16 protein-coding genes are annotated in these 19,508 nt (G+C 58.5%); 6 read left to right on the plus strand and 10 right to left on the minus strand.

The window, feature by feature from the left end:
• The first annotated feature begins 37 nt into the window (after positions 1-37).
• Positions 38-625: a DUF805 domain-containing protein gene (locus Q0915_RS31700; protein ID WP_299484349.1), complete on the plus strand. Its 588-nt coding sequence runs from the start codon at positions 38-40 to the stop codon at positions 623-625.
• Between the two features lie 125 nt (positions 626-750).
• Here Q0915_RS31700 and Q0915_RS31705 read toward each other — a convergent pair whose 3' ends face one another.
• The 5 genes from Q0915_RS31705 to Q0915_RS31725 form a co-directional block, all read right to left on the minus strand.
• A complete protein-coding gene (locus Q0915_RS31705; RefSeq protein ID WP_299484350.1) occupies positions 751-2,121 on the minus strand; it encodes a TRAP transporter large permease in 1,371 nt (456 codons plus the stop codon).
• On the minus strand, positions 2,118-2,762 hold the full coding sequence (locus tag Q0915_RS31710) for a TRAP transporter small permease (RefSeq protein ID WP_299484351.1): 645 nt from the start codon (positions 2,760-2,762) through the stop codon (positions 2,118-2,120). Before Q0915_RS31710 ends, Q0915_RS31705 begins: the two co-directional genes overlap by 4 nt.
• Positions 2,763-2,842: 80 nt before the next feature.
• Positions 2,843-3,859, minus strand: coding sequence for a C4-dicarboxylate TRAP transporter substrate-binding protein (locus Q0915_RS31715; protein ID WP_299484352.1), 1,017 nt, complete (start codon positions 3,857-3,859; stop codon positions 2,843-2,845).
• Between the two features lie 225 nt (positions 3,860-4,084).
• Positions 4,085-5,482, minus strand: coding sequence for a sigma-54 dependent transcriptional regulator (locus Q0915_RS31720; protein WP_299484353.1), 1,398 nt, complete (start codon positions 5,480-5,482; stop codon positions 4,085-4,087).
• Positions 5,479-7,266, minus strand: coding sequence for an ATP-binding protein (locus tag Q0915_RS31725; protein ID WP_299484354.1), 1,788 nt, complete (start codon positions 7,264-7,266; stop codon positions 5,479-5,481). The genes Q0915_RS31720 and Q0915_RS31725 overlap by 4 nt, the downstream gene beginning before the upstream one ends.
• A 151-nt stretch (positions 7,267-7,417) precedes the next feature.
• Here Q0915_RS31725 and Q0915_RS31730 point away from each other — a divergent pair, with 151 nt between their 5' ends.
• The 3 genes from Q0915_RS31730 (at position 7,418) to Q0915_RS31740 (ending at position 12,713) form a co-directional block, all read left to right on the plus strand.
• The gene (locus Q0915_RS31730; protein WP_299484355.1) at positions 7,418-8,251 is read left to right on the plus strand and encodes a universal stress protein; all 834 of its coding nucleotides are present in this window, start codon (positions 7,418-7,420) and stop codon (positions 8,249-8,251) included.
• Positions 8,252-8,370: 119 nt separating this feature from the next.
• The gene (locus Q0915_RS31735) at positions 8,371-11,100 is read left to right on the plus strand and encodes a GNAT family N-acetyltransferase (protein ID WP_299484356.1); all 2,730 of its coding nucleotides are present in this window, start codon (positions 8,371-8,373) and stop codon (positions 11,098-11,100) included.
• 68 nt (positions 11,101-11,168) lie between these two features.
• Positions 11,169-12,713 (plus strand): MFS transporter, encoded by a 1,545-nt coding sequence (locus tag Q0915_RS31740; RefSeq protein ID WP_299484357.1) that lies wholly within the window; start codon positions 11,169-11,171, stop codon positions 12,711-12,713.
• Positions 12,714-12,725: 12 nt separating this feature from the next.
• Here Q0915_RS31740 and Q0915_RS31745 read toward each other — a convergent pair whose 3' ends face one another.
• Positions 12,726-14,390 carry a thiamine pyrophosphate-binding protein gene (locus Q0915_RS31745; RefSeq protein WP_299484358.1) on the minus strand — a complete coding sequence of 555 codons (1,665 nt, stop codon included), beginning with the start codon at positions 14,388-14,390 and terminating at the stop codon, positions 12,726-12,728.
• Positions 14,391-14,743: 353 nt separating this feature from the next.
• Positions 14,744-15,124 carry a hypothetical protein gene (locus Q0915_RS31750; protein WP_299484359.1) on the minus strand — a complete coding sequence of 127 codons (381 nt, stop codon included), beginning with the start codon at positions 15,122-15,124 and terminating at the stop codon, positions 14,744-14,746.
• Positions 15,125-15,249: 125 nt separating this feature from the next.
• Here Q0915_RS31750 and Q0915_RS31755 point away from each other — a divergent pair, with 125 nt between their 5' ends.
• Entirely contained in the window at positions 15,250-16,788 is a 1,539-nt protein-coding gene (locus Q0915_RS31755) for a bifunctional aminoglycoside phosphotransferase/ATP-binding protein (protein ID WP_299484360.1), read from the plus strand.
• Between the two features lie 12 nt (positions 16,789-16,800).
• On the opposite strand, the gene Q0915_RS31760 is transcribed toward Q0915_RS31755, so the two are convergent.
• The 3 genes from Q0915_RS31760 to Q0915_RS31770 form a co-directional block, all read right to left on the minus strand.
• Complete coding sequence (locus Q0915_RS31760; RefSeq protein WP_299484361.1) at positions 16,801-17,121, minus strand: AzlD domain-containing protein; 321 nt, start codon at positions 17,119-17,121, stop codon at positions 16,801-16,803.
• Positions 17,114-17,815, minus strand: a complete 702-nt coding sequence (locus Q0915_RS31765) for an AzlC family ABC transporter permease (protein WP_299484362.1) — start codon at positions 17,813-17,815, stop codon at positions 17,114-17,116. The genes Q0915_RS31760 and Q0915_RS31765 overlap by 8 nt, the downstream gene beginning before the upstream one ends.
• A 116-nt stretch (positions 17,816-17,931) precedes the next feature.
• Positions 17,932-18,759: a sulfite exporter TauE/SafE family protein gene (locus Q0915_RS31770; protein ID WP_299484363.1), complete on the minus strand. Its 828-nt coding sequence runs from the start codon at positions 18,757-18,759 to the stop codon at positions 17,932-17,934.
• 178 nt (positions 18,760-18,937) lie between these two features.
• On the opposite strand from Q0915_RS31770, the gene Q0915_RS31775 reads away from it, so the two are divergent.
• Complete coding sequence (locus Q0915_RS31775) at positions 18,938-19,504, plus strand: DUF3291 domain-containing protein (RefSeq protein WP_299484364.1); 567 nt, start codon at positions 18,938-18,940, stop codon at positions 19,502-19,504.
• Positions 19,505-19,508: the final 4 nt, after the last annotated feature.

The raw sequence follows: 19,508 nt of genomic DNA on the forward strand, positions 1-19,508 counted from the left end.
GGAATTTGTTAAAAGCTTGTAGACGGGGCAGTCAGATATGCAACGCAAACAATTCGGAAAACGCGGTCTTCAGCAATCTGTACCGCAGTACGGCGACAGGAACGCAAATTATGCGGCAGCCGGCATGCCGGCCTACGCGGGGGCCGGAGCGCCAAGCTTCGATAACGACGATAGCTTTTCGATCGGCAAAATGCTGGGACATGTGTTCGGGATGCTCTTCAGTTTCCAAGGCCGCCTGGGCCGAATGGAGTACTGGATGATCGGATCGATCCGTTTCGTTCTGCTGATCACTGTCGTGATCGCGTTTGTCTTCGCAGCCGGGCCACAAATGCAAGGCCTTTCCGAAGAACAAGCGAATGTCGCACTCGTTCAATTTGCTTTCGGTACGCTGCAGGGCGGGTTTATGACGTTTCTGTTTCTGGCTTTGTGTTTGTGCCAGTGGTCTCTGGAGGCCAGGCGCTGCCACGACCGGGACGCGTCCGCCCTTTTTCTGCTCATCATGTTCGTTCCGATCATAGGCAGTTTCTATGCCATCTGGATCTTTATCGCGAACGGCTTCTTTCCCGGGACAGATGGTCCGAACCGGTTCGATACCGTCCGAAGCCAGGCGCAGGTCTTTGACTGAGACCACCGGTTAGCAATCGAACAATGCTGAAATGAAAAGACGCCGCCGGAGATCAATCTCCAGCGGCGTTTTGCTTTGCTTGACGGTTTCCGCTTCTCCCGGCGGCCAAAGATCGCGGCGTTCTGCTATCCCATCAAAGACGGCAGGATCGTGATGATCGAGGGAAAGGCCAAAAGCCCCGCAATGGTCAGAACGTCCGCCACAAAGAACGGTACGCAGCCGCGGAAAACTTCCTGGACCGGGATATCGGGCCGCACGCCTGAGACGACGAAACAGTTCAGTCCTATGGGCGGTGTGATCAGACAGAGCTCCGCCATCTTGACCACCAGGATCCCGAACCAGATCGCACAGGCCTCACCCGACATGCCGAACGCACTGTCCGCCGCAGAAACGTTTTCACCGCCATTCAGTGCAATGACCGCGGGATAAACCACCGGTAATGTCAGGATCAGCATGCCGATTGCGTCCATGAACATGCCAAGGACTGCATAGGCCAGGAGAATGCAGATCATCACGATCCAGGGCGAATATTCCAGCGCGACGATGAAGTCCCGGAAGGCATCGGGAAGTCCCGCGAAACCCAGGAAGCGTACATAGACCAGCACGCCCCAGATGAGCGTGAAGATCATCACGGTGAGTTTCGCGGTCTCGTGGAGCGCCTGCCCGAGCTGCTTTGCCTTCATGCCCTTGGCGAAGGCAACAACGAGAACCACGAACGCGCCCAGCGATCCGGCTTCCGTGGGCGTCGCCAGTCCAAAGAAGAACGAGCAGAAAATAATGGCGATCACGGCAATGATCGGCAGCGTTCCGGGAACGCTTTCGAAGCGTTCGGCCCATGTGAAGCCCTTGACCGCAGGCGCATCGCCCCGCCAGGCGGAGACCGCCACGATGATCGCAACATAGATCAGGGCGGAGAAGACACCGGGCAGGAAGCCGGCGATCAGCAGCTTGCCAACCGATTGTTCCACCAGGATCGCGTAGATCACCAGGATAGCAGAGGGTGGGATCAGCGAGGCGAGTGTTCCGCCCGCCGCAACAACCGCCGCCGACAGGCGCTTGGAATATCCGGCGGCGAGCATTTCGGGGATGGCAACACGTGCAAACACGGCAGCTGTTGCAACAGATGCGCCGGAAACCGCGGCAAAACCCGCCGTTGAAAACACGGTTCCGACCGCCATGCCGCCCGGCAGCCAACCAAGCCACCGCTTCGCCGCTTCAAAGAGCTGTTTGGTGAAGCCGGCATAAAACGCCAGGAAACCGATGAGGATGAAGGTCGGCAGAACCGACAGCGCATAGGTAACCGACTTCGAGTGCGGGATCGTTCCCGCCATCTTGAGCGCAACGAAAAAGCCGCGTTCGAACCCCATTTTCATGGAGAAGTGGATGATCAGGCCGACCAGGCCGGTAAAGGCGGCGGCAAACGCGACGCGGACGCCGAAAATGACCATGACCAGCAAGACGCCCGTCATGAGAAGGCCAACTTCAAACGGGGTCATTTGGAGCCCTCCTCGGGGGTTTCCTCACCGAAGGCTTCTTCGATTTCATGCTGGGCGACTTCCTCCACCTTCTCGATGACCGGAACGTTGATGGGCTGGCGCGAGGGATCGGCGACAAGTCGCGCATATCCGTAGATCTGCAGGAGTAGCCGCAAGAGCAGAACACTGAGTGCGACCGGGACAACCAGTTTCGACGGCCAGGTCGGCAGGCGGATATCCATTGTGCTGTCACCGATGTTCCACGATCTGTCGAAGTGGAACCAGGCCCCCCAGATGAGGAGCGCAACAGTGAATGCGATCAGGATCACGCCGATCATTTCGCAGATATAGAGCGTGCGCCCGCGTAGCTGACCGAGCAAGATCTCCATCCGGATATGACCACCGACGCGCTGGCAGTAAGCAACACCGGCGAAGGCGAAAATCGCCATCGCCTGTTCGGTTATGTCGATGAAGCCGGGTATCGGCGCATTGAACAAGAGACGTCCAAAGACCTGCGCCACAGCGAGAAAGATCAGTGCAATTATCGAGAAAGCAGCGAACAGGTTGAATCCGTTTTCCACATGGGCAAGCAGCCCGCTGAAGCGGATGTAGGTCGTCGGTCGCTCCTCGTCGGAACGTCCAGAAGGATCGATTGTCATCATAAGTGTCAGCCCCGGGCAGGGCTTCCCGGCGCTCTAAGCGGAGCGCCGGGAAGCAAGTAGGTCAAGCCAGCTGTGCGGGCTTATTCGGCGATGGTCTTCTTGACCATGTCGAGAAGTTCCTGAGCCGGAAGGCCGGCAGCCGTCTGCTCTTCAATCCAGGCATCGTGGATCGGGCCAGCCTTTTCGGCAAAGGCGGTCAGTTCTTCGTCGCTGAACTCGACTTCGACGATGCCGCGTTCTTTCAGCTCAGGCCACCATTTGTCGTAGACCTTGGCGTAGGTCGCCAGGTAGTGATCGAGAGCCGGATCGACGGAAGCATCAAGTGCTGCCTTGAATTCATCCGGCAATGCCTCGTAGGCCTCGACATTGACGACGACCGGGCAATGAACGGTGCCGGGATTGAGGTTCTTGGTCCACCAGTCAGCTACTTCAACAACCTTGAACGACAGGTGCGCATGCGGTGCGAAGCCAGCTGCCTGAACCGTTCCGGAATCGATTGCCTGATAGGTTTCGGATGCGGTTACCGATGTCGGTACGGCACCGGCGGCTTCCATCAGCTTGCCCAGCCCGCCAAGCGCGCGCACGCGCATGCCGTCGAAATCGGAAACAGAGGCAGGTACATCGCCCTTGCCGGCAAAGTTATACTGCGGCATCGGCGAAGGCATCAGCAGCTTGGCGTTCCAGCGACCGAGATCCTGCTGGACCGCGGGATGGTCATAGAGCGCCTTGGAGACCTTCACTTCCGTTTCCAGATCGTTGACACCCAGGAACGGCAGTTCAAGAACGGTCAATGTCGGATTTTTGTCGGCGTGATAAGACGCGCAGAACTGCGCCATCTCAAAGGCACCGAACGAGATACCATCCAGGTTTTCGCGAGACTTGGACAGGGCACCACCGTAGTGCAGCTTGATCTGAAACTTGCCGTCCGTCTTTGCAGAGACTTCCTCAGCAAGTTTCTCGACATGTTCAGTAAATGCGCGGCGCTTGCCCCAAAGCGATACGTTCCACTCCAAATCGGCAGCGAACGTCTCGGTAGCAAAGATCGCAGTAAGTGCGACTGCAGAGACGGCAGTCGCGGACTTCAGAGAAAAGAGCATGAAATCCTCCCAGACAAAGTGCTCATTTTCTTGGACACTCGCTCAACAGGCTTTTCACCATGCGAACCGGCCCAAGTCACTGGACCTTAAGCATGCGGCGTGCCAGTCGCGCGGTAAAGACAAAATCGTAAGGTTTTGCTCATCATTTTGATGAAGATGCTTTGCCGGACTGAACAGTTTCGGCAAGATCTTGCCTATGGGCTCCAGGGATCGGCAGAATTCCGCCTAAACCTCGGATGTTTCCGCTAACCCGGCCTGCTCACGCGTCAGTCCGTGCCGTGTCATTTTTTCATTCAGCGTCCGGCGCGGGAGATTGAGTTCCCGCAGCACGTCCGCCACCCGTCCCTTGTGGCGTCGCAAGGCATTTTCAATCAGTGAGCGTTCATATTCATCCATGAGGTCCTTCAACCCTGCGGATCTTGCCGGATCGGAGGATTCCCGCTGGCCCGACACCAGGGCCTCCAGCGGTTGCGGGTTGACTTCCGCGTTGAGGACAAACCGTTCGGCAGCATTGCGCAATTCCCGAACGTTGCCCGGCCAGGGATATGTCTGCAAGAAGGCCTCGTCGCGAACGGACAAGCCCGGGGCGCCGATCCCGTATTGGGCTGCCAGCCTGTTTGAGAACGTGTCGAACAACAGCAGACAATCACGGCCGCGTTCGCGCAGCGGGGGTACGTGCAGTTCGATCGTGTTCAAACGGAAAAGCAGATCCTCGCGCAAGCGGCCGGAGCGAACCGCTTCCCCAGGATGCAGGTTGGAGGCGCTGACAAGGCGAATATTCACATCTATGGCCTTTGTGCCGCCAATCCGGTCGACCTTGCTTTCCTGCAGCACCCGAAGAAGTTTCGGTTGGAGAACGAGCGGCATCGATACGATTTCATCAAGGAAGAGCACACCATCGTGCGCCGCTTCAATCCGGCCGATATGCCGCCGGTCGGCGCCGGTAAACGCCCCGGCCTCGTGTCCGAACAATTCCGCTTCCACCATGGCCTCCGGCAAGGCTGCGGCATTGATGGCGACAAAGGGCCCTTTGGAACGCAGGCTGAAATCGTGAAGCGCCTGCGCGATGACTTCCTTGCCCGTGCCGGTTTCTCCGGTTATCAGCACCGCGGCATCGGTCTTGGCAAAATGAAGGATCTGCTGGCGGAGGCTTTCCATTGCCGGGCTGTTCCCGATCAACCGGCTTTCCAGACCGGCGCCGTCCTCAAGCTGTTTCTTCAGCGCCCGGTTTTCCATGACCAGAGCACGCCTGTCTGCCGCACGCCGGACCACTTCGGCGATGTGATCCGGATCGAACGGCTTTTCGATAAAGTCATAAGCGCCGGCCCGCATTGCTTCAACGGCCATGGGGACATCACCGTGTCCGGTAATGAGGACGACAGGCAAGTCGGTATCGAGGCTTGCGATCCGGCGGAGTAGCGCGAGCCCGTCCTCACCTTCCAGCTTGACGTCGGAAACCACACAACCGTCGAAATCGGCCGACAGCCGGGACATGGCCTCGTTGGCTCCTGCAACTTCGACTGTCGCAAACCCTGCCAGACGGATCCACTGGCGCAACGCTGCCCGCATCGACGGATCGTCATCGACAATGAGAACAGTGCGGTCGTTGGAGTTTCCTGTCATTCTGCGGCTTCATTTTCCATAACCGGACGCGCTCCGGCCCGGACCACCTCGCCATCAACTGCGGGAAGCGTCAGCTCGAACAGTGCGCCTTTGGGCGTATTCGCGCGGACTGACAGGTTCCCGCCAAGGTCCTCGGCAAGTCGCATGGAAATGGCAAGTCCTAGGCCCATGCCGCCCGAACTGGTTTTCGTTGAGAAAAAGGGATCAAAAATACGATCCCGGAGATCCTCGGGAATGCCCGGCCCGTTGTCGGATATTTGCAACCTGACCTCGCGGCCCGCGCCGGACGCCCTGAGCAAAACGTGTCCATTGCCCTCCGCAGCAGCGGCGTCAGCACCATTGCGCAGCAGGTTCACCAGGATCTGTTCGACCCTCAAAGGAGCCGTTTCGACTTCGAGTTCGTTTTCCGGCAGATCAAGCTCCAGGCGGACGCCCGTTTCCTCAAATCGGGGACGCACTATCTTTTCCGCGGCCCGAATGCTTTCCGTCAGATCGATTTTCTCGATCCGGTTTTCTCCCGGACGTGCGAACCGCTTGAGTTCCTGCGTCAGGCTTGCCATCCGAAGCTGTAGCGAGTCGATTTCCTCAAGGTTCTCCACGGCGGTACGGGTGTCGCCCTTGTCGAGAAACTTCCGCGTTCCGGCAACAAACATCCTCAGCGCCGAGAGAGGCTGGCTCAACTCATGCACCACGGCAGCCGACATTTCGCCAACAGCGGCCAGCCTGTTCGAGCGTGCGAGGCCCCGTTGCGCTTCCAGCAATTCGCGCTCGACCCGCCGCCGTTCCTGGATCTCGCCAACCAGACGCGTGTTGAGTTCCTTCAGGTCCGCAGATTCCTGGCGCAGCAGGACAGACGCCTTGCGCAGACGTCGTCCGCGCAGCACCAGCAAGATGATTGCGTATACAAGACAAAGCGCCACCGTAGCTGCCCAGATCGGCAACACGCTTTTTCGCGTTTCCTCGACCGGTACAAGGAAATGCAGTGTCCAGCCGAGCAGACCCACCTGGGAGGTGTTGTGCCGGAAGGCGCTGCCGTCAATCGTCAGCAGGTCGCCGGATTTGACCGATTGCCCGCTGACAGGTTGCAAACCCTGGGAAGCGTATTGGCGTGTCGACTGGATCGTGCGGCGCACACCCGGCGGCAACTCGGCAAGCGTGCGGTAACGCCATTCAGGCCGGCTCGACAGAAAGATCACGCCGTTTTCGTCGGAGGCGAACACGGTTTCACCGCCTTCGGCCCACGCGGCCTCAAGTGGTCGCATATCGACCTTGACGACGGCGACACCGATCGGTTTTCCCGAAACGGGCGATGGTCTTGCCAGAAACAGGCCGGGCTCACCCAACGTCGCGCCTATCGCGAAGAACTGGCCTTCGTCGCCTTCGATCGCTGATTTGAAATAGGGGCGAAAACCGTAGTTGCGGCCGACAAGGGAAAGGTCGTCGCGCCAATTGCTGGCGGCCAGTGTCGTGCCATCGTCGTTCATGACGTAGAGCAGGTCGGCACCGGAGTTCTCGGCCATTTCCTCCAGAAACCGGTTGGCGCTTTCGACCGGCCGTCCGAAGGTTAGCGCGGATGTGGCGCGCGGATCGCGAGCGATCATGTAGGGCAGATAGCGGTACTTCTGGTATTCACCCAATATCGTCTGCCGGTAGAGCGTCAGCCGTTCGGCAGCCTTGCGGTCGACACTGTCCTCGTCCAGGTCCAGGACAAGCTGAACGAGGACGAAGGCAGCCACCACAAGAAGCAAAGGCGGTATTGCCAGATAGAGCCAACGATTGGTCATGCCTTGTTATCGCGCATTTTTTTGACCTGTACCAGAAATCTGAATTTAAATGACTAAATCAATTGATACGCGTCAAGGACCCGCGTCATACCTGTTCTGTAGATTCCATGTCGCTGGCTCAGCACACCGTCTCCAGCCCTAGGAGGGATAAATGCCCATCAAAGATGTTTTGACCATTCTCGATCTCGCAGGCGACCAGCTTGCGGCAAAATATGCTTTGGAGTTCGGGCGCATTCATGATGCGCATGTGACCGGACTGGCGGTTGCCTTCGAACCGGTTGTTCCTGCTTTTGCCGCCGCTCCCATGCCTGTCGACTACATGCAGGCAGCACACGAACAGGCCATTGCCGCAGCAAACGAAGCCAAAAAGGATTTTGACGAACTTGCGCGCCTTGCCGCGACCAAAAGCGAGAGCCGGATCGCCGAGATCCTGACCGGGGGACCGCTGGAAAACGTGCTTGTTCATTGCCGGCCGACCGATCTTGTCGTGATCGGACAGTCCAATCCGGACAGGCCTGAACCGATGCGTGAACTCCTGATCGAAACCGTCCTGTTTGAAAGCGGCGTTCCCGTCATGCTGGTTCCCTATATTGGCAGCATGGCTTTCCAACCCAAGAACATTCTGGTTGGCTGGGACGGCAGTTCGACGGCAACCCGTGCGATCCACGCCGCGCTGCCCGTCCTGGAAAAAGCCGAAAAGATCACGGTACTCGTTATCGAAAAACGCGCCTCAAAAGATGAGGGTCAACCGGGAGCTGACGTTGCCAACTACCTTGCCCGCCACAACATGAACGTGACGGTGGAAGTCGTCGTCAATCCGCAGGCGAGTGTCGCCGATACAGTCCTCAACCAGGTGTCCGACAAGGGCAACGATCTGGTTGTCATGGGTGGATATGGCCACAGCCGCATGCGCGAATTTCTCTTTGGCGGCGCGACACGCGAAATTCTGGAAGCCATGACCGTTCCTGTTCTGATGGCGCACTAGGGTCGATTGGAATGCCAATTCCCGCGGCCATGTTGGAAAACGGTCCGCGGGAATTTTTTTGTCTCAAATATCCGCTAGGCTGGTGATCTTCATCGGACGTGTGGAAGGGATAGACCTGCGTGACCATCCGAAACCTTGAAGGTTTTTTTGCCCCGAATTCCGTGGCCGTCATGGGGCCATGCCGGCATCCCGGTGTGCTGACCGCCAAGTTGATCGAATGCCTTCACGACATTGAGGCCGAGCATCGGGTTTCGCTGATCGGGATTGCGGAAAACATCCCGTTCGGCGGGACAAAATACGCCTCGCTGGATGATCTGGAAACGATGCCGGATCTCGTCATCTATCTTGCGAAGGCGGAAGCCCTTCCGCAGACAATCGAAACGCTCGGCCGTGGCGGCACCCGTGCTGTGCTGATCCCTTCATCCGGTTACGAAAGCTGGCCGGAAGAGCTTATGCAAGACTGCCGCGAAGCCGCACGCCAGACCAACCTCAGGCTCATCGGGCCCGGCAGTCTCGGGGTTGCCGTACCGGCCAGCAAACTGAATGCGCTCTTAAGCGCCGAAGCGCCTGCACGCGGCGATATCGCGTTCTTCTCAAGATCCGGCGCCGTCTTGAACGCAACACTGTCCTGGGCCAAAACCCACAATACAGGTTTCTCCGCCGTGGTATCGCTCGGCGCGCGCATAGATGTCGACCTTGGCGACCTGATCGACTATTTCGCGCAGGACTACCGGACACGATCGATTGTCTTGCATCTGGAAGGAATAGCGGTACCGCGAAAGTTCATTTCCGCAGCACGAGCAGCCGCGCGCACCAAACCCGTCATCGTGATCCGTTCCGGCAAGAGCCGTGACACCGGAGGGACAGGACGCACCCATGCCGGGCGCCTTGCAAAAACCGATCTCGTTTATGAAACGGTTTTCCGGCGAACCGGGCTGTTGCGCGTCTTTGACCTCGATGAGATGTTCGAAGCTCTGGAAACCCTTTCTCACATCCGGGTCCCGCGCCTCAACGAAGTCGCTGTTGTCGCCAATGGCCGCAGCCTGGCCAGTCTCGCCGTCGACAGGCTGCAGGATCTGGGTGGACGCTTTGCGACCCTGAGTGCGGCAACAAGGCAGGAGCTGGAGAACGTCAGCCGCGAAACTTCCGACTTCGAAACGACGGCTGCCGCAGGTGGCTCCGTCATACTGCGCGAAAACGTTACGCCGGAGGACATTACCGCGGCGATCACCACCGTTCTGAAAGACCCGGGGGTCGATGGGGCCGTCGTCCTGCAGGCCGCAAGCGCCTTTCAGCCACTCAGGACCATCACCAAATCGGTTATCGATGCCGCTGGGGCTGACCGGCGCCGGACCGGCCGGAAAAAAGCACTTGTGGCCGGACTGATCGGGAGCGACGGCACAATTCGGGCGGAACTTTCCTCTGCCAAGGTTCCCAATTATGCTAGCCCGGCAGAGGCAGCGCGAAGTCTGATGCACCTTGCCCGTGACGCACAGGCGCGCGAGTTTCTCATGGCGGTTCCACCGAGCATGGCGACAAGTTTCTCGCCCGATGCCGCGCGCGCCCGGACCATCGTCGATGCAGCTTTGTCGGAAGGCCGTACCTGGCTGGACCCGCGAGAGGTCTGCGACGTCCTCGAAGCTTACGATCTTCCTGTCATGCAGACACTGATGGCGAAAACCCCGCGCGAAGCGAGGGAGCTTTCCGGCACATTGTTTCAGTCGTCACGGCACTGCGTTGCGAAGCTGATTTCACCGGATTTGCCGTTCAAGTCGCGGATTGACGGGGTCCGGCTGGGCCTTGAAAGCCCGGACGCCGTTCATGCGGCGGCCGAGGAACTGATCGCCAATACGCGCCGGGACTATCCGGATGCGACCATTGCCGGCATTTCGCTCCACCCGATGCTGGAAGACCGGCACGGCATGGAACTTTACTTGGGACTTGCAGAAACGCGCGAGTTCGGTCCGGTCCTTGTCTTCGGTCATGGCGGCACCTCGATTGAGGAAAGCGAGGACATCGCCCTGGAGCTGCCGCCACTCGATCTCAATCTTGCCAAGGCCCAGATCGGCCGGACACGCATTTCGCGCCTTCTGGATGGCGGCCCGTCCCGCCCGGCACTCGACACCCCGGCCCTGGCCGAAGCGCTGGTCAAGTTGTCGCAAATCACGATCGATCTTCCGCAAATCCTGGAACTCGATATCAATCCGCTGGTTGCCCTGCCCTCTGGTCTCATCGGACTGGATGCGCGAATGACCCTTTGCCATCCTGAAAACCGGCCTGGACGCACCGGCCGCTTGCGCCTTGTCATAACACCCTATCCCCAGGAGTGGGAGCAGACCCTTTCGTTGAAGGGCGACCGGCAAGTTTTCGTGCGCCCGGTGCGGCCGGAAGACGAAGAGCTTTTCAGAACCTTTTTCGAAGCCATCACGCCGGAGGACTTGCGTCTGCGCTTCTTTGCGCCTGTGCGCGATTTCAGTCACCGGTTCTTGTCGAGGCTCACGCAGCTTGACTACGCCAGGGCTATCGCGTTTGCGGCGATAGATCCGCAGGACGGCGCTCTTCTTGGAGTTGTCCGTCTTCATGCCGATCCCGATCACCAGAGCGGTGAATATGCAGTCATGGTGCGATCGGACCTCAAGGGGATCGGACTTGGCTGGGCTTTAATGAAACTCATCATCCGATATGCAAGGGCTGACGGCATCCAGACGATCAAGGGCGAAGTCCTGAAGGAAAACACGTCGATGATTTCCATGTGCCAGGCCCTCGGATTTACGGTCGGGACATCGCCGGACGATCCCGGCATCGCGCTCGTTACTTTGAGTGTTTCGAATGTTCCGGACGAATATTAATACTGCCGCTCGCTTTTCTGCGTTCTTCCGGCGTAGGCTATGGTCGTAACGCTTAGCGGGAGGGGCTCGTGGACGCGAATGCCAAACGGATACTGGGAGCCGTATCGATTCCGTCCTTCATGATCGGTACCGACTTCACCGGCGCAATGCTCCTGGTAACGCCCATTGAGCAGGAATATTCTGTCGATATCACAACCACTCAGTGGGTTCTGAATGCCTACGCTCTCACGCTGTCGATGGGTCTCGTCGCAGGCGGACGGCTCGGCGACCTGCTTGGACACCGGCGTTATGTGTTGATCGGTCTCGGCATTTTTTTCGTCGCCTCCATCGGCTGTATTCTTGCGCCGACTGTTTCCACCCTCATTTTTGCCAGAGCAGCACAGGGTGTCGGGTCGGCGCTGGTCTGGCCCTGTATCCTGGCGCTCGCCGCAACATCCGTCGAAGAAGACGAACGCGGCCCGGCGATGGGCATCCTGATGGGGTCGGTCGCGGCCGGAAATGTTCTTGCACCCTTCATCGCGGGATCTTTATCCGCTCTCGGTGACTGGCGCGGTTTCTTTGTCTTCAATGCGGTTTTTGCCGTGCTCTCCGCCGTCCTGATCTTTCGTTTCATCGAACGGGAAAAGGAGCATTCGACCAACGAAGCCGTCGACATATCCGGGATGGCCGTTCTCGCCGTCGGCGTGTTTTGCCTTCTGTTCGGGCTCGATACCGGCGCTGACAATGGCTGGTTCCATGCGAGCACTCTTGCTCTGTTTGCGGGTGCGTTGGTGTTCTTTGCGCTCTTTCCCTTCGTAGAAAGCCGCGTCAAGGATCCAATGATCCCGCTCACAATGATGCGAAATCACCAGTTTGTCCGAACTCTTGCACTCAACGGACTGCCTGCGGTGGTCCTGTTTCTGTGCCTTCTCTACCTGCCTCAATACATGCAGAAAGTCCTCGGCTGGTCGATATTCTGGAGTGCAATGGGAATGTTGCCGCTGGCCGTGGTACTGGCGGTGATGAATCTCGCCGTCGGAAACTACTACAACGCTATCGGACCGAGAAAACTGATGGCCGCAGGACATGCGTCTCTCGTTCTGGGCTGCGTCCTGATGCTCTTTTTGCAAACGTCCTGGGGCTATGCGGCGCTTGTCCCTGTGATGCTGGTCGTCGGTCTGGGTGGCGGCTTGGTATTCGGACCCGCGGGAACAGCAGCCGTCAATGCAGTCGGTGCCAAGGGCGCAGGGCTCGCAGGCGGCCTCTCATTCATGTTCCATCTCGGCCTCGGGGCAATCGGCATCGCCTGCGCGACGGCCATGATGTTCGGGGCAGCGATCGGGAAAGTCGAGGCGGTCACGGCGGCAGCGAATGTTACCTTGCTAACCGGAGACCTACGCGTGCTCGCGGCCGGAACGCTCAAGGATCCGGCCGTCATGTCAATCACTGATCGGTATTCGGGCCAGGAAGCAGAAGCTATTACGAGTGCGGTGCGCGATTCATTTGCCACAGGCCTTCACGCGGCCTTCTGGTTCGGACTGGCCGTTGCCGTGGTCGGGCTGATCATTTCGCTCAGTCTCAACGAAAGCAAATTGCGGACCGGGACACCGGAAGAGGACGCTGCAACCGACTGATCGCAGGTCCCGTCACTTCGCTTCTGCCGCGCGGCGGATCTGGCTCAAGGATGCCGCAGGCGTGATGGCTTCAGGGTCCAGCTTCAGGTGCAGGATCGCAGGTTTGCCGGATGCACGCGCGGCCTTATAGGCCGGGCCGAAGTCTTCCGTCGTTTCGACCGTTGCCCCGAACGCACCGTAGGATTGCGCAAGGGCAGCGAAATCCGGGTTCACCAGTTTTGTCGCAGACGGTCTGCCGGGATAGGTGCGTTCCTGATGCATGCGAATTGTGCCGTACATGCCGTTGTCGATGACCAATACGATAATGTTGGCGCCTTCCTGACAGGCGGTGCCGAACTCCTGCATGGACATCTGTAAACAGCCATCTCCGGCAAAGCACACCACCTCCTGCTGCGGACGAACGAGCTTGGCGGCAACCGCTGCAGGCAGGCCGTAGCCCATCGATCCCGAGGTTGGCGCGGCCTGTGTGCCAAAGCGGCGAAAACGGTGAAACCGGTGCAGCCAGGTCGCATAATTGCCCGCCCCGTTCGTGCAGATCACGTCCTGAGGCCAGTTCTGTTCCAGCCAGTCCATCACCATGGACATCTGCAGCTTACCGGGTATTTCCGGTCTTGCACCCGACCAGTCGAGATAATCCTGATGTGCCTGTTCGGCTTCACCTGCTCCCTTGATCTCGTTCGGCGGCTGCAATCCTTCAGCAGCCTTGCAAAAGGCGGTCGGGCTTGCGTTGATCGAAAGAGCGGGGCGATAGACCCGCCCAAGCTCTTCCGGGTCAGGATGGACATGAACCAGTTGCTGTCCAGATGCCGGAATGTCCAGCAGGGAATATGACTGGCTCGGCATCTCGGAAAGCCGTCCTCCCACAAGAAGGATCAAGTCGGAGGATTTTACGCGCGCAAGCAGTTTCGGATTGATGCCAATTCCAACATCGCCTGCATAATTCGGATGCAGGTTGTCGAACAGCATCTGACGGCGGAAAGAGCAGGCGACCGGCAAGTTGAACCGTTCGGAAAACCGCGTGAAGGCAGCGACGGCATCTTCCGACCAGCGGCTGCCACCAAGAATGGCAATTGGCCGTTCCGCAGCCCAAAGCCGCTTCTGCAGGTCAGCCATCTGCGTCAGGCCCGGATGTGTCTCGACCTGTTGCCAGGCAGGCGGCTGCGGCGCTGCCGCGCGTTCGACCAGCATGTCTTCCGGCAGTGCGAGTACGACCGGTCCTGGACGCCCCGATGTTGCCACGTGAAAGGCACGGGAAATGAATTCCGGCATGCGGTCGGCCTGGTCGACTTCGGCCACCCATTTGGCGATCCCGCCGAACATCTGCCGGTAGTCGACCTCCTGAAACGCCTCGCGTTCGCGCATGCCGCGTTCGATCTGTCCGATGAAGAGGATCATCGGCGTGGAATCCTGGGCGGCCACATGGACGCCGGCGGACGCGTTGGTTGCACCCGGTCCGCGCGTCACCATGCAAATACCGGGTTTGCCGGTAAGCTTGCCGTGCGCGTCGGCCATCATTGCCGCGCCGCCTTCCTGGCGGCACACCGTTACGGGAATGGACGCATCGTGAAGGGCATCGAGAACTGCAAGATAGCTTTCACCGGGAACACAATAAACACGTTCGGTGCCGTGCCGCTCCAAGGCCTCAACCAACAATTCACCGCCGGTTTTCTGGTCCATATTCTGCGTCCCGCCCTTCAAGATTTCAGTCATTCATTCTATAGCGTAAGAAAGACTGCGCTGTCAGAACCTGAAATCAGATTTATTCGCAATGAGATCATTCCCAAATGGACTGAAGTTTCCATCTGGAGCATATCTCTCCTTGGCGCGCGCCAAATCCAATATCGCAACGCCCGCTACCTGTTACTTCCCCATTCCGCGTCTCCTACAGAGGCGGATCCCGGGTTTCGGAACAGAGAGCGGACGGCAAGCTTTGTTCACTCTGGACATTTTTCAGGACGCTGTCCCTCATCGTGCCTCAAGCGAGGCGGGGCGCCTTTGAAAATCTGCCCGACGCGTGGGCGCCAGACCGTTCAAACCGACAAGACAGTCACCACCTGGAATGTGTGCATGTCCCCGTCTTCATCCTTAATCGACACATATTCGCCAGGGTTGAAGGCATGGTCGCCGAACCGGTAACCCGCCTCGTCGTCATCGTCGCCATCAATATCGTAGTGGAACGCCCAGGATCCGCCTGGACGATGGATGAGGTGGCCAACCTCTTCCATCTCGCTGCCCCAGAACCTGCGCACGCGGCAATGATCGCGCTCCTTCTTCCAAAGCGCAGCGTCTATGTGACCCGTCTCGTCGAGCGGTGCGGTGAATTCGTATCCATGACGGGCGGACCCTTGGGGAAAGTCCTTCGTCCGAGCCAGGTTCAACCTGATCTTTTTCAATGCCGGATAGTCGCTCATGAGATCCTCCTGTAAAGACAGAGCCCGTTATTTGTGCCACACCGTCATCCGGCCACATTGAGAAGAATCAAACAGGTCGCTTCACACTTAGTGCAAAATCATTGAGCGTCATCACGGGACTGATCATGGACCAATCACAGGCGAGCGTTATTGAATTCTTTCGGGCGATGACATCGGACGACCCGAGCCGGCCAGACGTTCATCAGATCAGCACCCATGCCAACGTGATCTTTCTCGTGGGCAGTCTCGCCTTCAAGATCAAGCGCGATGTCAAATATCCATTCCTGGACTATTCAAGCCTCGCGCTGCGGGAACAGGCGTGCAAGGCGGAAATCACGTTCAACCAGCCGAATGCGCCCCAGATCTATCGCGAAGCGCTTCCGGTTACGCGCGAGACGGACGGAACCCTTGCGCTGAATGGCGCCGGCGAACCGGTGGAATGGGCCGTTGTGATGAACCGGTTCGAGCATCGCGACGAACTGGATGTCATGGCAAACCTCGCCCCGCTTCCCGATGAGCTTTCAGACAAGCTCGCCAGCATGATGGCAGCCGCGCACACGGTAGCACCCGAGCGCGATGGTATCGGTTTTTATGAAGAGCTTAGCTCCTATGTTGAACAGAATGATGCAGCGTTTCACGAACATCCCGATCTCTTTGCGGCCGAGGATGTACGCCACCTCACCGAGCAGTCGCGCACCGTTTTGGCATCGCTTCGGGAACTCATTCTGAAGCGGGGAGAACTTGGGCTGATCCGCCGCTGTCACGGCGATGCACATTTGCGCAATATCGTGCTGATTGACGACCAACCCGTTCTTTTCGACGCCGTCGAATTCTCCGACGCAATCGCGACGGGTGATGTTCTGTATGACCTCGCCTTTCTGCTGATGGACCTTTGGGAGCGCGGACAACCAGGCGCGGCCAACAGGGTGTTCAACCGCTATCTCGATCTGAACCGGCTCGACAACCACCCGGAGGGCCTTGCGGCGCTTCCGTTTTTTCTCATGATGCGCGCAGCCATCCGGTCAAAGATTGCTGCAAGTTCCGCACTTGCGCAGACCGATCCAGCGCAAAGGCAACTGCAGCAGGAACAGGCCAGAACCTATTTCGACTTTGCTCTGGCTTTCCTGGAACCCGCCCAGCCTGAACTGGTCGCCATCGGCGGTTTTTCAGGCACGGGCAAGACAACGCTTGCCTATGAGCTTGCGCCGGATATCGGCCGTGCGCCCGGCGCGCGCGTGCTTAGAACCGACGTAGCGCGCAAACGATTGCTCGGCATACCCGAGGGCGAGAAAGCGCCGCTGGAAGCATACACACTCGAAGCCTCAAATCGTGTCTACAGCGCGATCGACGACATGATCCAGTGCGTTCTGGCTGCCGGACATTCGGCCATTTTCGATGCGGTTTTTGCTGCTGAAAGCGAACGTGAAAAGATTGAGAAAATCGCGCTAAACGTTGAGGCCAGATTTTCAGGTCTTTGGCTTAGCGCTTCTTCCAGCATTCTTAAGGAGCGTGTTGCTGCCCGTGCCGGAGATGCCTCGGACGCGACGCCGGAAATTGTCGAAAAGCAGCTCACCTACCAGATCGGTGATTTGAAATGGCCCGAGATAGACGCTGGTGACAGCCGCGAGAAAACGGCTGAACGTGCACGTGAAGAGCTGCTTTGAACCGACCCGCGTTCAAAGCCCGGCGGCTCGCAAGCCGGCGGCGGCGACAGCTGCACAGAAGACGGCAATGTATTCCTTTTTGACCTTGAGCTGCACAATGGCGGCGACGATCAGGCATAGTCCGACAGCCAGCCCCCCCTGTAAAATGATCGGCAACACGGTCGAGACAATAATCGCGCCGGGCAGTGCTTCCAGCCCGCGGCGCATTTTCGGCGTGATGGTCAAACGCCCCATCACCCAGTAACCTCCAGCCCTAAGCGCATAGGTGACGGAAGCCATTCCAAGTACGGCAATCAGGAACATCGTGTCCGCGCTCAGGGCCCCTTCACTCATCGAGATAGGCTCCCGCAAGCGCGCCCGCGATCGCGCCGGTGAAAATGCTCCAATAGCCACCGACGAGTGCCCAGGTTGCCCAGGCAACAAGACCTGCAACGAGCCAACTGACGGTCTGCCGCTTTCCCTTCCAGAGCGGGACCAGGAGCGCGACGAAAAAGGCAGGCAACACCACATCGAGCCCGAACGCCTTTGAATCGGTTATCAGGCTACCTGCAAAGTAGCCGGGGATCACGGACAACGACCAGACGGCCCAAACGATCAGACCGCTGCCGAGATAGATCCCCCAGTCCCGGTCTCCCTTGTCATAGCGGGCGACCGTCAAAAGCCAGTTCAGATCGGTCAGCAGGAAAAGGGCGGGATAGGTCTGATAGCCCGGGACCTGGCCCAACCACGGTCTCAGGCTCGCGCCTATAAGCAGCATGCGCATGTTGACCGCAGCCGTTACCCCGACCATTGCAATCAGGGTCGCCCAGTTCAGGGGATCCGCGTAAACTTCCATCGCGACGAACTGGCTCGCTCCGGCGAAGACGATGGAGTTCATGAGGATTGTTTCGACAAAGGTCAGCCCCTTTTGCGCGGCGACCGTTCCGAAGACCGCACCCAACGCGATGACCCCGGGAAAGACAGGAACGCACATCAGCGCGCCTTGCACGCAGCCCTTGAAGCTGAGAGTGACGTTTTTTTCAAGCATGTGTGACCAAGAGGCTTGGGTCCAGGACCCGGTTGGAAGACCTCACTATCATGGCAATTTCGATTCAGAACCAATGAAACCTTTTGATCCACCCATCAAAGACCTTTGCTTTCCGCTCAAAAGAAGGCGTCGTAGATCATGCGCAGTCCGGTGAATCCGAGAAAGAGCGCGAAGACGAGCTTGAGCCTGGACGGGTCAATCGCATGTGCGATTTTCGCGCCAAGAGGCGCGGTCAGCGTCGACGCCGGGATGATCAGCAGAAAGCCGATCAGGTTGACGTAGCCCAGAGAAAGCGGCGGCTTGCCATCCAGGTCAAAGCCGAAATAGATCGACAAAAGCGTGCCGGGAACCGCGATAATGAGGCCGATTGCGGCAGCTGTGCCGACCGCCTTGCGGATCGGGTAGTTGAAGAGCGTCAGCGTCGGTACGCCGAGCGTTCCGCCTCCGATCCCCATCATCACCGAGACACCGCCGATCAGAAAACCAAGGACTTCCTTGATTGGCGATCCGGGCAATTTGTCGGCAATATGAGATCCGTCCTTCCGGAACATCATGTTGGCGGAAACGGCGAGCGCGACAACGCCAAAAACCAGAGTGAGCGCTCCACCGGAAATGTTTCCTGCCAGCGTTGCACCGGCAAGTACGCCAAGCGCAATGGCCCACCACCAGCGCTTCAGGAGATCCACGTCGACGCTGCCGCGCTTGTAGTGCGCGCGTGCTGAGGAAGCCCCGGTCGCCAGGATCGTTGCCAAGGACGTGCCGACAGCCACATGCATCAGGACCGCGGGATCGATCTTCAGGGCGGTGAACATGTAATAGAGCACGGGCACGATCACGATCCCGCCGCCAACACCAAGCAACCCCGCGATGATTCCGGCGACAACGCCCGTTGCAAGAAGAGACAGCGCAAGAAGGCTGAGGGAAAACAGGCTGAGATCGTCCAAGCTGATATCCTTTCAGGCCGGTTTTTGATCTTTTTCCGGCAAATCCTCCTGCTTTTAAAACGAAGAGGAATCGTTTTTCCACCCATCGCACGCAACAATCTGTTTCACCAGTGCATTAAGCGCTTGAAGTCGGCCCGGATTGCAGACAGTGTTCGGCGGGCAAGGATCGGGAGGGGAAATGTCCGAACACTGGCTCGCGCTCTATACTTTCGCGCAATTCCGGAAACGCGCAGACGATCCGGCAAATGACGATTTTTTCAGCAATGAACCCGCTATTTGGGCTGCCATGGAAAGAGCGGACGGGTTCATCGCGCGTGCCGGCTATGAGGATGAACCTGGCACCGATATCTGGGGTGAGCAGGTCTTTCCGAAGTACTGGATCGACAATGGCGACGGTTGGGCACCCTCCACCATTTCACTCTGGCAGGATCTGGAATCAGCGCTCGCCGCAGTCTATCGTGGCGCACATGCTGAGATCCTGAAACTGGGCCACCTCTTCGTCAAGGAAGCGGTTGACTATCCCCCCTACGTCCTTTGGTGGGTTCCGAAGGATCATCAACCCGACTGGGAAGAGGCGGTCGAAAGACATGAGCTGCTCGGCGATGACGGACCGACGGCAGAGGCCTTTACCTTCAAGGTGGCGTTTTCGCCAGAGGGAAAACCGGTGACCGTGGATATCGACCGGTCGCGCGCAATCGCCGAGCACAACAGGCTTCGCGCCGACCTGCCCAAGGCCGTGCAGTAGCTGC

Origin of the sequence: uncultured Roseibium sp., assembly GCF_947494555.1 — a bacterium.
Taxonomy (GTDB): Bacteria; Pseudomonadota; Alphaproteobacteria; order Rhizobiales; family Stappiaceae; genus Roseibium.

Excerpts from the sequence above, each read along its gene's own strand:
- Q0915_RS31700 (WP_299484349.1), top strand. The coding sequence starts at position 38 with ATGCAACGCAAACAATTCGGAAAACGCGGTCTTCAGCAATCTGTACCG.
- Q0915_RS31705 (WP_299484350.1), bottom strand. The coding sequence starts at position 2,121 with ATGACCCCGTTTGAAGTTGGCCTTCTCATGACGGGCGTCTTGCTGGTC.
- Q0915_RS31710 (WP_299484351.1), bottom strand. The coding sequence starts at position 2,762 with ATGATGACAATCGATCCTTCTGGACGTTCCGACGAGGAGCGACCGACG.
- Q0915_RS31715 (WP_299484352.1), bottom strand. The coding sequence starts at position 3,859 with ATGCTCTTTTCTCTGAAGTCCGCGACTGCCGTCTCTGCAGTCGCACTT.
- Q0915_RS31720 (WP_299484353.1), bottom strand. The coding sequence starts at position 5,482 with ATGACAGGAAACTCCAACGACCGCACTGTTCTCATTGTCGATGACGAT.
- Q0915_RS31725 (WP_299484354.1), bottom strand. The coding sequence starts at position 7,266 with ATGACCAATCGTTGGCTCTATCTGGCAATACCGCCTTTGCTTCTTGTG.
- Q0915_RS31730 (WP_299484355.1), top strand. The coding sequence starts at position 7,418 with ATGCCCATCAAAGATGTTTTGACCATTCTCGATCTCGCAGGCGACCAG.
- Q0915_RS31745 (WP_299484358.1), bottom strand. The coding sequence starts at position 14,390 with ATGGACCAGAAAACCGGCGGTGAATTGTTGGTTGAGGCCTTGGAGCGG.
- Q0915_RS31750 (WP_299484359.1), bottom strand. The coding sequence starts at position 15,124 with ATGAGCGACTATCCGGCATTGAAAAAGATCAGGTTGAACCTGGCTCGG.
- Q0915_RS31755 (WP_299484360.1), top strand. The coding sequence starts at position 15,250 with ATGGACCAATCACAGGCGAGCGTTATTGAATTCTTTCGGGCGATGACA.
- Q0915_RS31760 (WP_299484361.1), bottom strand. The coding sequence starts at position 17,121 with ATGAGTGAAGGGGCCCTGAGCGCGGACACGATGTTCCTGATTGCCGTA.
- Q0915_RS31765 (WP_299484362.1), bottom strand. The coding sequence starts at position 17,815 with ATGCTTGAAAAAAACGTCACTCTCAGCTTCAAGGGCTGCGTGCAAGGC.
- Q0915_RS31775 (WP_299484364.1), top strand. The coding sequence starts at position 18,938 with ATGTCCGAACACTGGCTCGCGCTCTATACTTTCGCGCAATTCCGGAAA.